Raw genomic sequence first — 13,584 nt, forward strand, 5'->3', positions numbered from 1 at the left:
GCTCCGCGCCCCGCCGGGGCGGCGGACCGGGCCACAGATCGTATCGGCCTACGGTGCTCACGATCCCACGTACGGCCGTCGCCCGGAGGTGTTCCCCCTTGCCCACGCAGCCCCGGTCCGCCGCCCCCGCCCGCCCGCAGCGCCCCACCCGGCCGCCCCGCACCCCGCAGCAGCGCGGCGGCGGGCCCCGGCCCCCGGTGCCGCGCAGGAAGCCGCGCTGGGCCATGCGTGCGGTGACGACGCTCTCCGTCGTCGTCCTCGCCTCGGCCGGGATCGGGCACGCGGTGGTCACCAGCCTCGACGCGGACATCGCCCGGGTCGACCCCTTCAAGGACATGAAGAACCGTCCGCGCGCCGGCAACGGCATGAACGTCCTGCTGGTCGGCACGGACGGCCGGGACCGGATCACCGAGCGCGAACGGCACCGGTACCACCTGGGCGGGGCGCCCTGCCACTGCACCGACACGATCATGATCGTGCACATCTCGGAGGACCGGGAGCGGGCCAGCGTGGTGAGCCTGCCCCGCGACTCCTACGCCGAGGTGCCGGACTCCCATGGACACGGCACGCATCCCGTCAAGCTCAACGCGGCCTACGCCGAGGGCGGTCCGAACCTGACCGTGCGGACCGTCGAGAACATGACCCAGGTGAAGATCGACCACTATCTGGAGGTCGACTTCATCAGCTTCATGAGGACCGTCGACGTGCTCGGCGGCGTGCGGATCTGCACCCCCGCGCCCCTGAAGGACTCCTACACCGGCCTGAACCTGCCCGCCGGCACCCACACCCTCCTGGGCGGCCAGGCGCTGCAGTACGTCCGGGCCCGCCATGTCGACGGCGCCTCCGACCTCGGCCGGATGAAGCGCCAACAGCGCTTCCTGGCCGCGCTGATCGAACGCGCCACGTCCTCCGGGACCCTGCTGAACCCTATGCGATTCCGCGACGTCACGACCGCGGTGCTGGGCTCGGTCCGCGCCGACAAGGGCTTCGGCACGGACGAACTTCTCGACCTGGGGCGGGCGATGCGCAACTTCTCTCCCTCCTCCTCGGAGTTCACGACCGTCCCCGTCGGCCAGATGGGATACGTCGTCAAGGGCGTCGGCTCGACCGTGAAGTGGGACACGGCGCGGGCCGCGGCCCTCTTCCGCGACCTCCGCGACGACAGGCCCCTCACCGTGCACCGGCCGGCCGCCGCCAAGGTGGTCGAGGTGGAGGTGGCCCCGCAGCGGATCCGTGTGCAGGTCGAGAACGGCACCGCCACGGCCGGGCTCGGCAAGCGGGTGGACGGCGCGCTGGCGGGTGCCGGGTTCACCACCACCCGTACGCCCGTGAACGCGGCCGACCGCACGCAGAAGCGGACGGTCGTCGCGTACGACCCCCGCTGGGACCGCTCCGCGCGGTCCCTGGCGGCCGCGCTGCCGGGCAGCGAGCTGCGCGCGGTCACGGGGCTCGGGCCGACTCTGAAGGTGATCGCGGGGGCGGACTTCACGGCGGTGCGGAAGGTGCGGGCGCAGGATGCTGCGCCCGGGCGGTTCGAGGCGGTGACCGGGGATCAGGTGGTGTGCCCGTAGGGCCGTGGGGTGAGGTCGTCGCTCCAGTCGTCACGCCAGTCGTCACTCCCGTCGTGACTCCAATGGAGGCGTGACGGAATGTGTTCGACCGTTCCGTGTGCGGCAAAGAATGCGGATTGGGTGCGTCCGCCCGATGGCGCCCGGGTCGGGGAGGGCGTAGGACGGGAGGCACACGGGGCCCGCCCCGGGCCCCTCTCCCTCCCAGGAGGAGCCATGACCCAGACCGGACCCATGAGCGCCATGAGCAAGGAGATGCAGGACTGCGTCGAGGCGTGCATGTCCTGCCACAGCATGTGCGAGGAGACCATGAGCTCCTGCATGCAGATGGGCGGCCAGGCCCAGATGCAGGTCATGCGCGCGCTGATCGACTGCTCCGAGATGACCCGTATGTGCGCGGACATGATGATGCGCCGCTCCCCCATGGCGGCCGAGATGTGCGCGATGTGCGCCAGGGCCTGTGACATGTGCGCCGAGGCGTGTATGGCCATGCCCGACGATCCGCAGATGATGCGATGTGCCGAGGCGTGTCGCCGCTGCGCCGAGATGTGTCGCGCGATGGCGGGCGCCACCATGTGACCGACGTCCTTGAGTTGGGCGCCCCTCGGCAGGGGTGCCCGACGCGGCCCATCGGTGGGTGGGTCGGGGGCGTGGCGGTACGGCGAGCCCGCCGCCGACGGGGCGCCTGCCTGTCGAACAGGTGCGACGTGTCCAGGACGCGTAAGCGGCGGGCTGCGCCGCACCGCCACGCCCCACTCCCGTGCGTCGGCGACTGCAGGGGTAGACGTGGTTGCGCTTCGGTGGTGTCAGGTGAAGAGGGGCTGCAGGGCCCGTTCCAGGTCTGCCGGCTCGTGGAAGTGGAGCGCTTGCATGCCCAAGGCCTCGGCTGCGGCCACATTCTCCTCGCTGTCGTCTACGAACAGACAGCGGTCGGGGTGAACGCCGGCCAGGTCGGCGGCCAGGCGGTAGATGCGGGGGTCCGGCTTGGCGAGGCCTACGCGGGCGCTGTTGACGACGTGGTCGGCGAGATCGGCCAGGCCTAGGGAGGCGAGGTCGGACTCCAGTTCCAGGGCCGCGTTGGAGACGAGGACCAGGGGGACGCGGATGCGGGCCCGGCGCAGCAGGGCGACCACCTCGTCGTCCGCGTGGAAGGGGGACTCGAGGAGCGCCCGGGCCAGTTCGTACGCCGTCTGCGGCTCGGGGACCAGGCCGGCGAGGCCGTCCGCCACCGCCTCCGCCCATTCCTGCGAGGTGATCTCGCCGAGCAGCAGGGGAAGGTCGACGCCGGGGGCGAAGGCGATCTTCTTCGTCGTGCCCTCGGCTATGCCCGCCGCTCGCTCCAGTGCCTCCAGGCGGGCTGAGTCGAAGGTGCGGACCACGTTGTCCACGTCGCACAGAACCGCCCCGAAGGGCGGTCTGGCGTTGCTGTTGTCAGTCACTCGAGACCGTGACCTTCTGGTCGTTGTTGAGCTCGTCCACCAGGGTCTTCACCTTCGCCTTGTCCCAGACGAGGTTGCCGCCGACCGAGCCGGAGATCGGCATGTTCATCGACTTGCCGTCGCCGCCGTTGACGCCCTTCATCGCCCAGAACATGGATGCCAGGTCCCACAGGCTCATGCCCTTGTCGACGGTGAGGGAGTCCAGGCCCGCACCCATCGTGGGGTAGAGCTTGAAGGGGTTCAGGACGGTCGACGGGGTCGCCACCTGGTGGGCCAGCGCGGAGAGGAACTTCTGCTGGTTCTTCGTGCGCTGCAGGTCGCTCGCGGCGAAGGCGTGCCGGGTGCGGACGAAGGCCAGCGCCTGCTCGCCGTTCAGCGTCTGCTTGCCCGCCTTGAAGTCGGCGCCCGAGTACTTGTCCTTGAAGCCCTTGTCGATGTCGATGGTCACGCCGCCGACCGCGTCCACGATGTTGGCGAAGCCGGCGAAGCCGATCTCCACGTAGTGGTCGATGTGCAGGCCCATGTTGGCCTCGACCGTGCGGACGAGCAGCGTCGGGCCGTCCTCGGCGTAGGCGGCGTTCAGCTTGGTCTGCCGGCCGGTGGCCGGGTAGAGCTTGCCGGACGTGGATCCCTTGTACGAGGGGATCGTCACGTTCGAGTCGCGGGGCAGGGAGATCAGCACGTCGTCGCCGTTGTCAGCGACGTGCAGGATCATCATCGAGTCGGTCCGCTTGCCCTCGGCGGAGCCGGTGTGCAGCTTCTTCTTCTGCTCGGCGGACAGGCCGGCGCGACTGTCGGAGCCGACGATCAGGTAGTTGGTGCCGTCGCCCGACGCGGGGCGGTCGATGACCTTGGACAGGTCGACGTCCCGGTGCAGCTTGGAGTCGGCCCAGAAGTAGGTGGCGACGGACGTCACGACCAGCACGGTGACCAGGGTGATCGCCGTCCACTTGATACGGCGTCGCCAGTTCGGCCGCGGCCGGACCGCGCCGGGGTCTCCGGGACCGCCCGGTCCGCCGCCGCCCGGCGACCCGTAGACGTGGCCGGTGTTGTAGCCGCTGTCGTACCCGTCATAACCGGCGTCGTCGCCGTATCCCTGGCCGCCCTGGTACGAGGGCTGCTGGGGCACGCCGCCGCCGTACGGAGGCGCCGACGGGCCGGAGCCCCCGTACGCGCCCGAGGCGGGCCGGCGGACCTGCCGCATCACGCGGGCAGGGTCGGGCTGTGCGCTCGCGCTGCCGCGTCCGTAGCGGTTGCCGCGGTTGTCGTCGGACCATGCCTCGGGCCAATCATTCATGGGGCTTAGTGTGCCGGTGCTGGCCAGGTCCTTTACAAGGGTCGTAGGAAAATCAGGGCACGCCTGTTGCGAACCCAACACAAAGTCCGCAGATGTCACGTCCGCATAAGGTGGAGGCCATGACAGACCAGGCCGGCGTTGTGGAAACGGACAGCGCGGATATCCCGGGCAAGCCCACCTCGGCGTCGCGGACCACGCTCAGCCACATCATGACGCACAACGACACCAACCTGTTGGGCACCGTGCACGGCGGGGTGATCATGAAGTTGGTGGACGACGCGGCGGGGGCCGTGGCCGGCCGGCACAGCGGGGGGCCCGCCGTCACCGCGTCGATGGACGAGATGGCGTTCCTGGAGCCGGTCCGGGTGGGTGACCTGGTGCATGTGAAGGCGCAGGTCAACTGGACCGGGCGGACCTCCATGGAGGTCGGGGTCCGGGTCCTCGCCGAGCGCTGGAACGAGTCGACGCCGCCCACCCAGGTCGGCTCCGCCTACCTCGTCTTCGCGGCTGTCGACGCGGACGGCAGGCCCCGCCGGGTGCCGCCGGTGCTCCCGGAGACGGAGAAGGACAGGCGCCGCTACCAGGAGGCCCAGATCCGCCGCACCCACCGCCTGGCCCGGCGCCGGGAGATCATGGAGCTGCGGGAGAAGCGGGCGGCGGAGGGCCTGGACGACTGAGCCCCGGACGCACGACGGCCCCCGGCAGGACGCCGGGGGCCGTGGGGTGTGGGTGTTACGGCAGGTTGCGGGCCATGACGATCCGCTGGACCTGGTTCGTGCCCTCGTAGATCTGCGTGATCTTCGCGTCGCGCATCATGCGCTCGACCGGGTAGTCGCGGGTGTAGCCGTACCCGCCGAGCAGTTGGACGGCGTCCGTGGTGACCTCCATCGCCACGTCCGAGGCGAAGCACTTCGCGGCGGCGCCCTGGAAGGTCAGGTCGCGGTCGACGCGCTGCGAGGCGGCCGCGGCCTGGTAGGTGAGGGCGCGGGCCGCCGAGATCTTCATGGCCATGTCGGCGAGCATGAACTGGATGCCCTGGAAGTCGGCGATCGGCTTGCCGAACTGCTTGCGCTCCTGGACGTAGCCCTTGGCGTAGTCGAGGGCGCCCTGGGCGATGCCGAGGGCCTGGGCGGCGATGGTGATACGGGTGTGGTCCAGCGTCTTCATCGCCGTGGCGAAGCCGGTGCCCTCGTCGCCGATCATGCGGTCCGCGGGGATGCGGACGTTGTCGAGGTAGACCTCGCGAGTCGGGGAGCCCTTGATGCCGAGCTTCTTCTCCGGGGCGCCGAAGGAGACGCCCTCGTCCGACTTCTCGACGACGAAGGCCGAGATGCCCTTGGAGCGCTTCTCGGGGTCCGTCACAGCCATCACCGTGTAGTACTCGGACTCGCCGGCGTTGGTGATCCAGCGCTTGACGCCGTTGAGGACGTAGTGGTCGCCGTCACGCACGGCCTTCGTCTTCATGCCGGCCGCGTCGGAGCCCGCGTCCGGCTCGGAGAGGCAGTAGGAGAACATGCCGTCGCCCTTGGCGAGCGGGGTCATGTACTTCTTCTTCAGCTCCTCGGAGCCGGAGAGGATGACGGGCAGGGAGCCCAGCTTGTTCACGGCCGGGATCAGGGAGGAGGAGGCGCAGACGCGGGCCACCTCCTCGATCACGATGACCGTGGCCAGCGCGTCCGCGCCCGCGCCGCCGTACTCCTCGGGTACGTGCACGGCGTGCAGGTCGTTCGCGACCAGGGCCTCGAGGGCCTCGCGCGGGAAGCGGGCCTCCTCGTCCACCGCGGCGGCGTACGGCGCGATCTTCGCCTCGGCCAGGGAGCGGACGGCGTCACGGAGCATGTCGTGCTCCTCGGACGGGCGGTACAGGTCGAAGTCAGCCGATCCGGCCAAGGTGTCTCACGCTCCAAAGAAACTGCGCTTGCCGACGCTAATTACCGTTAAGTAACTCAAATTTTAGGGGGCGGCCCACGGGAGTGATACGTGAGCTTGGCGACAGCGGGAAAGTTGCCCGCTGAAGGCCTGTGGCATGCCCCGGATATGCTCGGGCAGCGCAGCGAACCACGTCCCCACTGGAGCCCCCATGAGCCTCAAGATCACCGTGATCGGCACCGGCTACCTCGGCGCCACCCACGCCGCGGCCATGGCCGAGCTGGGGTTCGAGGTGCTGGGCCTTGACGTCGTGCCCGAGAAGATCGAGAAGCTGGAGCGCGCCGAGGCCCCGATGTACGAGCCGGGGCTGGAGGAGCTGCTGCGCCGCCATGTCGCCGGGATCGAGGGATCGACGGGGCGGCTGCGCTTCACGATGGACTGGGCCGAGGTGGGGGCCTTCGGCGACGTGCACTTCCTGTGCATCAACACCCCGCAGCGGCACGGCGAGTACGCGGCGGACATGTCGTACGTCGAGTCCGCCTTCGCCTCCCTCGCCCCGCATCTGACCCGGCCCGCCCTGGTCGTCGGCAAGTCGACCGTGCCCGTCGGGTCGGCGGAGCGGCTCGCCCGCTTCCTCACCGAGAACGCCCCCGCCGGCGAGAACGCCGAGCTCGCATGGAACCCGGAGTTCCTGCGGGAGGGCTTCGCGGTGGACGACACCCTGCACCCCGACCGGATCGTCGTCGGCGTGCGCAGCGAGCGGGCCGAGAAGCTGCTGCGGGAGGTGTACGCGACCCCGCTCGCCGAGGGCACGCCGTTCGTGGTGACGGACTATCCGACGGCGGAGCTGGTGAAGACCTCCGCGAACTCCTTCCTGGCCACCAAGATCTCCTTCATCAACGCGATGGCCGAGATGTGCGAGGCCTCCGGCGGAGACGTCGCCAAGCTCGCCGAGGCGATCGGGTACGACGACCGGATCGGCCGGAAGTTCCTGCGGGCCGGTATCGGCTTCGGCGGCGGCTGCCTGCCCAAGGACATCCGGGCGTTCATGGCGCGGGCGGGTGAACTGGGCGCCGACCAGGCGCTGACCTTCCTGCGCGAGATCGACTCGATCAACATGCGGCAGCGCGGGCAGATGGTGGAGCTGGCCCGGCAGGTGCTGGGCGGCGGCCCGTTCCTGGGCAAGCGGGTCGCGGTGCTCGGCGCGACCTTCAAGCCCGACTCGGACGACGTGCGCGACTCCCCCGCGCTGAACGTGGCCGGCCAGATCCATCTGCAGGGCGGCCAGGTCACGGTGTACGACCCGAAGGGCATGGACAACGCCCGCAGGGTCTTCCCCACCCTCGGCTACGCGGACACGGCGCTGGACGCGGTGCGCGGTGCCGACGTGGTCCTGCATCTGACGGAGTGGCGGGAGTTCCGCGAGCTGGACCCGGCGGCGCTCGGCGAGGTCGTGGCCGCGCGGGTCGTGCTGGACGGCCGCAACGCCCTGGACCCGGCACTGTGGCGGAAGGCCGGCTGGACGTACCGGGCCATGGGGCGCCCCACGGCGTAGAGGCGCGCAGGGGCACGGCTGAAAGCGCCCCGGAGGCGAACGAGCAATCAGAAGGCGACGCCGGTTCGGCCGAGGCTCAGTCGGCCGAACCGGCGTCTTGTTGCATTCTGCACCACCGGCCTGTGCGGCGGCCGTGGAATGGGTGCGGGACTACTTGGCGCGGTACCGCCGCATCTTCGCCCGCGCCCCGCACACCTGCATCGAGCACCAGCGGCCGCGCCCGGCCGGGCTGCGGTCGTAGTACGCCCAGTGGCAGGTCTCGCTCTCGCAGGCCTTGAGTCGGGTCCAGGTGCCGTCGACGAGGGACTGGGCGACGGCGGCGGCGACCCGGGAGCGGAGCGGGCCGGCGTCGGCGGGGGCGAGGGCGGCGGTACCGTCCGCCGGGTCGACCCTCACCCGCAGCGGCGCGGACGCCAGCAGGTCGTCCAGGGGTGTGACCGGCGCGTGCGGCGGGTGACCGGCGTGGGCGAGCAGCGTGGCGCGCAGGGACTCGCGCAGTTCGCGCGCGGCGGGGACCTCGTCCGGGGTCAGGCCGAACGGCGCGCGGCCGTCCACCGTGTCGAGCGCGTCCGCCCCCGACTCGATGTCCAGCGTGTTCACCAGGGCCTCCACCAGGGCCAGGCTTCCCGGTGCGGCCGATCTGTCACTCACCCTTGCGACGTTACCGCCAATGCGGCAGCATGCAGTAACCGTTACTGGATGAAGCCTTCTACAGGTAACCGGAGGAAGTCATGGCTCTCGCCAAGCTGGGCGCCGTCGTCCTGGACTGTCCCGATCCGCGCGCGCTCGCCGGGTTCTACGCCGAGCTCCTGGGCGGCACGGTCGAGGGAGAAGGAGAGTGGGTGGACCTGAAGGTGCCCGGCGGTCAGTCGCTGGCCTTCCAGGCCGCCGAGGGATTCGTACCGCCCAAGTGGCCCTCGCCCGAGCACTCGCAGCAGTTCCATCTGGACCTGGTCGTCGACGATCTCGACCGTGCCGAGCAGGGGGTGCTGGCGCTGGGGGCGAAGCCGCTGGCCGAGGAGGGCGGCAGCAGCTTCCGGGTTTACGCCGACCCGGCCGGGCACCCGTTCTGCCTCTGTGCCTGCTGAACTCAGCCCGCTGAACTCCGTGCCGAACCAGGAGGAACCGTCGTGACCGTGGCCCGCTTGCGTTCCGTAGTGCTCGACTGCCCCGACCCGCGCGCGCTCGCCGACTTCTACGCCCAGGTCGTCGGCGGCACCCCCCAGTCGGAGGACGACGAGTGGGTCGTCCTCCAGGTCCCGGACGGGCCGCGGCTCGCCTTCCAGCGGGCGGAGGGGCTCACCCCGCCCGAGTGGCCGCGCGCGGACCGCAACTCGCAGCAGTTCCACCTCGACTTCGACGCCGGGTCGACGTGGGAGGAGATCGACGCGGCGCACGAGAAGGTGCGGGCGCTGGGGGCGCGGCCGCTGGATCTGGAGGACCGGGAGAAGAAGGACTTCCAGGTGTACGCCGACCCGGCGGGGCATCCTTTCTGCCTCTGCCGGATCGAGCACCCGTAGGCCCGCACGGGACGGCTATCCGTCCAAGTCGGCGATCTTCGCCGTCGACGGCTCGCGGCGCTGCTGGGCGGCGCGGGCCGTGAAGTCGGCGCTACGCAGGAGCCGCTGGGCGTTGCCCCAGGTCAGCAGGGCCAGATCGGGCTCGGACCAGCCGCGGTGCAGGAGTTCGGCGACGAGGTGCGGGTAGCAGGAGGCGTCGCCGAGGTCCTGCGGGTGCGCGGTGCCGGCGTCGTAGGTGCCGGACAGGGCGACGCACTCCGGGCCCGCGACCTCGCGGACGTGGTCGAGATGGTCGGCGACGTCCCGGACGAACGGGCCGGTCTGCTCGGCCGTCAGCGGCACCATGCACAGGCCCTTGACCGCGCCCAGCTCGGCGAGCAGGTCGTCGGGGAGGTTCGCGGGGTGGGGGCGCAGGGCGCGGGCGGCGGAGCGGGTGAAGACGACCGGCGCCTTGGAGACCGCGAAGACCCGGCGGATGGTGTCGGCGGAGGCGCCGGAGAGGTCGGCGAGGACGCCGAGCCGGTTCATCTCCCGCACGACCTCCTCGCCGAAGCGGGTCAGCCCGGCCCCGCTCGCCCAGCTGGCGCCGGACAGGGTGAGCGCGCGCAGGCCGAGGGCGTGCAGGGAGCGCAGGATGCCGAGGGAGTCGCCGAGGGCCGCCGCCCCGGCGGGGCCCAGCAGGACCGCGACACGGCCGCAGTTGCGGGCGTCGGTGACCTGCCCCGCGGCGTACGCCAGGCGCAGGCCCTCGGGGTGGGCGAGCACCACGGTCTTCACCAGGTCCAGCTGCTCCAGGGTCGCCCCCACGGCCCGGTCCCCGGCGAGGCCCTCCGGCAGGTGCAGCGACCAGAACAGGGCGCCGACGTGTCCCTCCCGCATCCGGGGCACGTCCGTGTCGACGGAGCTCTCGCCGAGCTCCAGGTCGTACCAGGGCAGATGTCTGAGGGCCCAGGGCAGCCCGCTGTAGCCGTCGGCGACGGGATGGGCGGCGAGGATGGCGTGGGCGCGCTCCAACGGCGCGTCGTCGGGGTCGGAGACGGGCGTGTAGGGCTCGGCCGCGAAGGTGTCCGGCAGCCCGTCGAGCGTGCCGACCTCGGCGGCGGCGTGCAGTTCGTCCTGGAGGTCTGCCATGGCGGGCTCCGTACGTCGTGATCGTCGTCCCCAGTCGTCCCCGAGGGATACGGTCACCGTCGCACGGAGCCCGGAAGGCTTCCTGGTGGGTGGGGCGTTCGGGGGTCCGCCGGTTCAGCGATCCCCGGCGGCCCGCCCGGTCAGCCGTCCAGCTCCTCGATCGTGGCGTTCGACGGCCCCCGCGTCGCCTGCAGACCGCGGGCCACGTCCTCCGCCGCGCCCAGCACCCGTACCGCGTTCTGCCAGGTCAGCTTGGCGAGATCCGAGGACGACCACCCTCGCGCCAGCAGTTCCGCGACGAGGTTCGGGTAACCGGAGACGTCGTTCAGGCCGTCGGGGGTGAAGGCCGTGCCGTCGTAGTCGCCGCCGATGCCGAGGTGGTCGATGCCGGCGACCTCACGCATGTGGTCGAGATGGTCGGCGACGGTCGCCACGGTGGCGACCGGGCGCGGGTTGCGCTCCTCGAAGGCGCGGTGCAGCTTCATCGCCTCCTCGCCGGTGTCGAGGTGGTGGAAGCCGTGGGAGCGCAGGTTCTCGTCGGCCGCGGCCGTCCAGTCCACGGCCGCCTGCAGCACGAACTTCGGCACGAACGTCACCATCGCCACGCCCCCGTTGCCCGGGAGGCGTTCTAGGACGTCGTCCGGGATGTTGCGGGGGTGGTCGCAGACGGCCCGGGACGAGGAGTGCGAGAAGATCACCGGCGCGCTGGTGGCGTCCAGCGCGTCCCGCATGGTCGTCGCCGCCACGTGCGAGAGGTCGACGAGCATGCCGAGCCGGTTCATCTCCCGCACGACCGCGCGGCCGAAGGCGGTCAGGCCACCGGCCCTGGGCTCGTCGGTCGCCGAGTCCGCCCAGTCGTTGTTGTCGTTGTGGGTGAGCGTCATGTAGCGGACGCCCAACGCGTACAGCCCGCGCAGGGTGCCGAGCGAGTTGGCGATCGAGTGCCCGCCCTCGGCGCCCATCAGGGAGGCGATACGGCCCTCGGCCCGCGCCGCCTCCATGTCCTCGGCCGTCAGCGCGGGCGCCAGGTCCGCCGGATACCGCGCCAGCAGCTGCCGTACGCAGTCGATCTGCTCCAGCGTCGCGGGCACCGCGTCCGGCAGGTCCGAGCGCACGTACACCGACCAGTACTGCGCCCCGACCCCGCCCTCGCGCAGCCGCGGGAGGTCGGTGTGCAGGTGCGCGTTCTGGTGTACGGCGATGTCGCGGGCGGCGAGGTCGTAGCGGACCTGCTCGCGCAGCGCGTAGGGCAGGTCGTTGTGGCCGTCGACGACCGGGAACTCGCGCAGGAGTTCCCGGGCCTCGTTCAGGAAGCTCACGGACGTCACTTCCCGAAGCCGAAGCCGCCGCCGTTGCCCTCGGCCTTGGCGCGCAGCCGCTTGCCCTTCTCGGTGGCCTGGTCGTTGAGATCCTGCTGGAAGTCCCGCATCCGCTGCAGCAGGTCCTCGTCGTGCGCGGCGAGGATCCTGGCCGCCAGCAGACCGGCGTTGCGGGCCCCGGCGACGGACACCGTGGCCACCGGGACGCCGGCCGGCATCTGCACGATGGAGAGCAGGGAGTCCATGCCGTCCAGGTACTTCAGCGGCACGGGGACGCCGATCACCGGGAGCGGGGTGACGGAGGCGAGCATGCCGGGCAGATGGGCGGCGCCGCCGGCACCCGCGATGATCACCTTCAGCCCCCGCTCGGCCGCCTGCTCGCCGTAGGTGACCATCTCGCGCGGCATCCGGTGCGCGGAGACGACGTCGACCTCGTACTCGATCTCGAACTCGTCGAGTGCCTTGGCGGCGGCCTCCATGACGGGCCAGTCGCTGTCCGACCCCATGACGATGCCTACAACGGGGCTCATTCGGTGATCGTGCCTCTCAGGTAACCGGCTGCGTGACGTGCGCGTTCGAGGACGTCGTCCAGGTCGTCGCCGTAGGTGTTGACGTGACCGACCTTGCGGCCGGGCTTCACGTCCTTGCCGTACATGTGGATCTTCAGCTGGGGGTCGCGGGCCATGCAGTGCAGGTACGCGGAGTACATGTCCGGGTAGTCGCCGCCGAGCACGTTGACCATGACCGTCCACTTCGCGCGGGGGCGCGGGTCGCCGAGGGGGAGGTCGAGGACGGCGCGGACGTGGTTGGCGAACTGGGAGGTGATCGCGCCGTCCTGGGACCAGTGGCCCGAGTTGTGGGGGCGCATGGCCAGTTCGTTGACGAGGATGCGGCCGTCGCGGGTCTGGAACAGCTCGACGGCGAGGTGGCCGACGACACCCAGCTCCTTGGCGATGGTCAGCGCCATCTCCTCGGCCCGCAGGGCCAGGGTCTCCTCCAGGCCGGGGGCCGGGGCGATGACCGTGTCGCACACACCGTTGACCTGCTGGGACTCCACGACGGGGTAGGCGACCGCCTGGCCGTGCGGGGAGCGGACGACGTTCGCGGCGAGCTCGCGGACGTAGTCGACCTTCTCCTCGGCGAGGACCGGGACGCCCGCGCGGAAGGGGTCCTCGGCCTCCTCCGCGCTGTCCACGACCCACACGCCCTTGCCGTCGTAGCCGCCGCGGACGGTCTTGAGCACGACGGGGAATCCGTCGCCCTCCGCCGCGAAGGCCGCCACGTCGGCCGGGTCGCTCACGATCCGGTGCCGGGGGCAGGGGATGCCGAGCGCGTCCAGCCGTGCGCGCATCACGCCCTTGTCCTGGGCGTGCACCAGCGCGTCGGGGCCGGGGCGCACGGGGATGCCGTCCGCCTCCAGGGCCCGGAGGTGCTCGGTGGGTACGTGTTCGTGATCGAAGGTGATCACGTCGCAGCCCTGCGCGAAGGCGCGGAGCGTTTCGAGGTCGCGATAGTCGCCCACGACGACATCGCCGACGACCTGCGCCGCGGAATCCTGAGGGGTGTCACTGAGGAGCTTGAACCTGATGCCCAGCGGGATGCCCGCCTCGTGCGTCATACGCGCGAGCTGGCCCCCGCCGACCATGCCGACTACCGGGAACGTCACGCCCCTAGGGTATCGGCCGTGCGGGCGCGACCGATTTCCGGTCGAAATCTTGCCCTCTTACCGGGCTCTTCCCGGACTTTTCATCCTCTTCCCGCGCTCTTCCCAAGCTGTTTCCGACCCGTGAACTCATCCACGGGAGATTGAGAGGCTGGGTGGTTAGCATGGCTTGAGTTGGCGAGAACAGCCGCAGAACTCCGAGAACGCCGAGAACGACGACGCA

14 protein-coding genes are annotated in these 13,584 nt (G+C 71.0%); 6 read left to right on the forward strand and 8 right to left on the reverse strand.

Features of this window, described 5'->3' with window-relative positions; genetic code table 11:
* Positions 1-98 precede the first annotated feature (98 nt).
* Positions 99-1,571, forward strand: coding sequence for an LCP family protein (locus ACWCQ1_RS27740; protein ID WP_451027618.1), 1,473 nt, complete (start codon positions 99-101; stop codon positions 1,569-1,571).
* A 213-nt stretch (positions 1,572-1,784) separates the two neighbouring features.
* The gene (locus tag ACWCQ1_RS27745) at positions 1,785-2,147 is read left to right on the forward strand and encodes a four-helix bundle copper-binding protein (protein ID WP_133045986.1); all 363 of its coding nucleotides are present in this window, start codon (positions 1,785-1,787) and stop codon (positions 2,145-2,147) included.
* 227 nt (positions 2,148-2,374) lie between these two features.
* Here ACWCQ1_RS27745 and ACWCQ1_RS27750 read toward each other — a convergent pair whose 3' ends face one another.
* Together ACWCQ1_RS27750 and ACWCQ1_RS27755 are read right to left on the reverse strand one after the other, a co-directional pair.
* The gene (locus ACWCQ1_RS27750) at positions 2,375-3,007 is read right to left on the reverse strand and encodes an HAD family hydrolase (RefSeq protein ID WP_133045985.1); all 633 of its coding nucleotides are present in this window, start codon (positions 3,005-3,007) and stop codon (positions 2,375-2,377) included.
* On the reverse strand, positions 3,000-4,304 hold the full coding sequence (locus ACWCQ1_RS27755) for an LCP family protein (RefSeq protein ID WP_207929872.1): 1,305 nt from the start codon (positions 4,302-4,304) through the stop codon (positions 3,000-3,002). The genes ACWCQ1_RS27750 and ACWCQ1_RS27755 overlap by 8 nt, the downstream gene beginning before the upstream one ends.
* A 119-nt stretch (positions 4,305-4,423) precedes the next feature.
* On the opposite strand from ACWCQ1_RS27755, the gene ACWCQ1_RS27760 reads away from it, so the two are divergent.
* A complete protein-coding gene (locus ACWCQ1_RS27760) occupies positions 4,424-4,981 on the forward strand; it encodes an acyl-CoA thioesterase (protein ID WP_244374551.1) in 558 nt (185 codons plus the stop codon).
* A 55-nt stretch (positions 4,982-5,036) separates the two neighbouring features.
* On the opposite strand, the gene ACWCQ1_RS27765 is transcribed toward ACWCQ1_RS27760, so the two are convergent.
* Positions 5,037-6,194 (reverse strand): acyl-CoA dehydrogenase, encoded by a 1,158-nt coding sequence (locus ACWCQ1_RS27765; protein WP_133045983.1) that lies wholly within the window; start codon positions 6,192-6,194, stop codon positions 5,037-5,039.
* 190 nt (positions 6,195-6,384) lie between these two features.
* Here ACWCQ1_RS27765 and ACWCQ1_RS27770 point away from each other — a divergent pair, with 190 nt between their 5' ends.
* A complete protein-coding gene (locus tag ACWCQ1_RS27770; RefSeq protein ID WP_358592834.1) occupies positions 6,385-7,728 on the forward strand; it encodes a UDP-glucose dehydrogenase family protein in 1,344 nt (447 codons plus the stop codon).
* A 150-nt stretch (positions 7,729-7,878) separates the two neighbouring features.
* Here the strand turns inward: ACWCQ1_RS27770 and ACWCQ1_RS27775 are convergent, their stop codons facing one another.
* On the reverse strand, positions 7,879-8,379 hold the full coding sequence (locus tag ACWCQ1_RS27775) for a CGNR zinc finger domain-containing protein (RefSeq protein WP_133045981.1): 501 nt from the start codon (positions 8,377-8,379) through the stop codon (positions 7,879-7,881).
* Between the two features lie 80 nt (positions 8,380-8,459).
* Here ACWCQ1_RS27775 and ACWCQ1_RS27780 point away from each other — a divergent pair, with 80 nt between their 5' ends.
* A complete protein-coding gene (locus ACWCQ1_RS27780) occupies positions 8,460-8,816 on the forward strand; it encodes a VOC family protein (protein ID WP_133045980.1) in 357 nt (118 codons plus the stop codon).
* Positions 8,817-8,864: 48 nt separating this feature from the next.
* Complete coding sequence (locus tag ACWCQ1_RS27785; protein ID WP_358592927.1) at positions 8,865-9,248, forward strand: VOC family protein; 384 nt, start codon at positions 8,865-8,867, stop codon at positions 9,246-9,248.
* Positions 9,249-9,263: 15 nt separating this feature from the next.
* Here ACWCQ1_RS27785 and ACWCQ1_RS27790 read toward each other — a convergent pair whose 3' ends face one another.
* The 4 genes from ACWCQ1_RS27790 to ACWCQ1_RS27805 all read right to left on the reverse strand — a co-directional run bounded on the left by ACWCQ1_RS27790 (position 9,264) and on the right by ACWCQ1_RS27805 (position 13,364).
* Entirely contained in the window at positions 9,264-10,379 is a 1,116-nt protein-coding gene (locus ACWCQ1_RS27790) for a dipeptidase (protein ID WP_451027619.1), read from the reverse strand.
* A gap of 140 nt (positions 10,380-10,519) precedes the next feature.
* Positions 10,520-11,698 carry a dipeptidase gene (locus ACWCQ1_RS27795; protein WP_451027620.1) on the reverse strand — a complete coding sequence of 393 codons (1,179 nt, stop codon included), beginning with the start codon at positions 11,696-11,698 and terminating at the stop codon, positions 10,520-10,522.
* A 5-nt stretch (positions 11,699-11,703) separates the two neighbouring features.
* Entirely contained in the window at positions 11,704-12,228 is a 525-nt protein-coding gene (gene purE, locus ACWCQ1_RS27800; protein ID WP_133045976.1) for a 5-(carboxyamino)imidazole ribonucleotide mutase, read from the reverse strand.
* Positions 12,225-13,364: a 5-(carboxyamino)imidazole ribonucleotide synthase gene (locus tag ACWCQ1_RS27805; RefSeq protein WP_358592828.1), complete on the reverse strand. Its 1,140-nt coding sequence runs from the start codon at positions 13,362-13,364 to the stop codon at positions 12,225-12,227. Before ACWCQ1_RS27805 ends, purE begins: the two co-directional genes overlap by 4 nt.
* Positions 13,365-13,584 lie beyond the last annotated feature (220 nt).

The organism is Streptomyces sp. NPDC002144 (assembly GCF_053593695.1).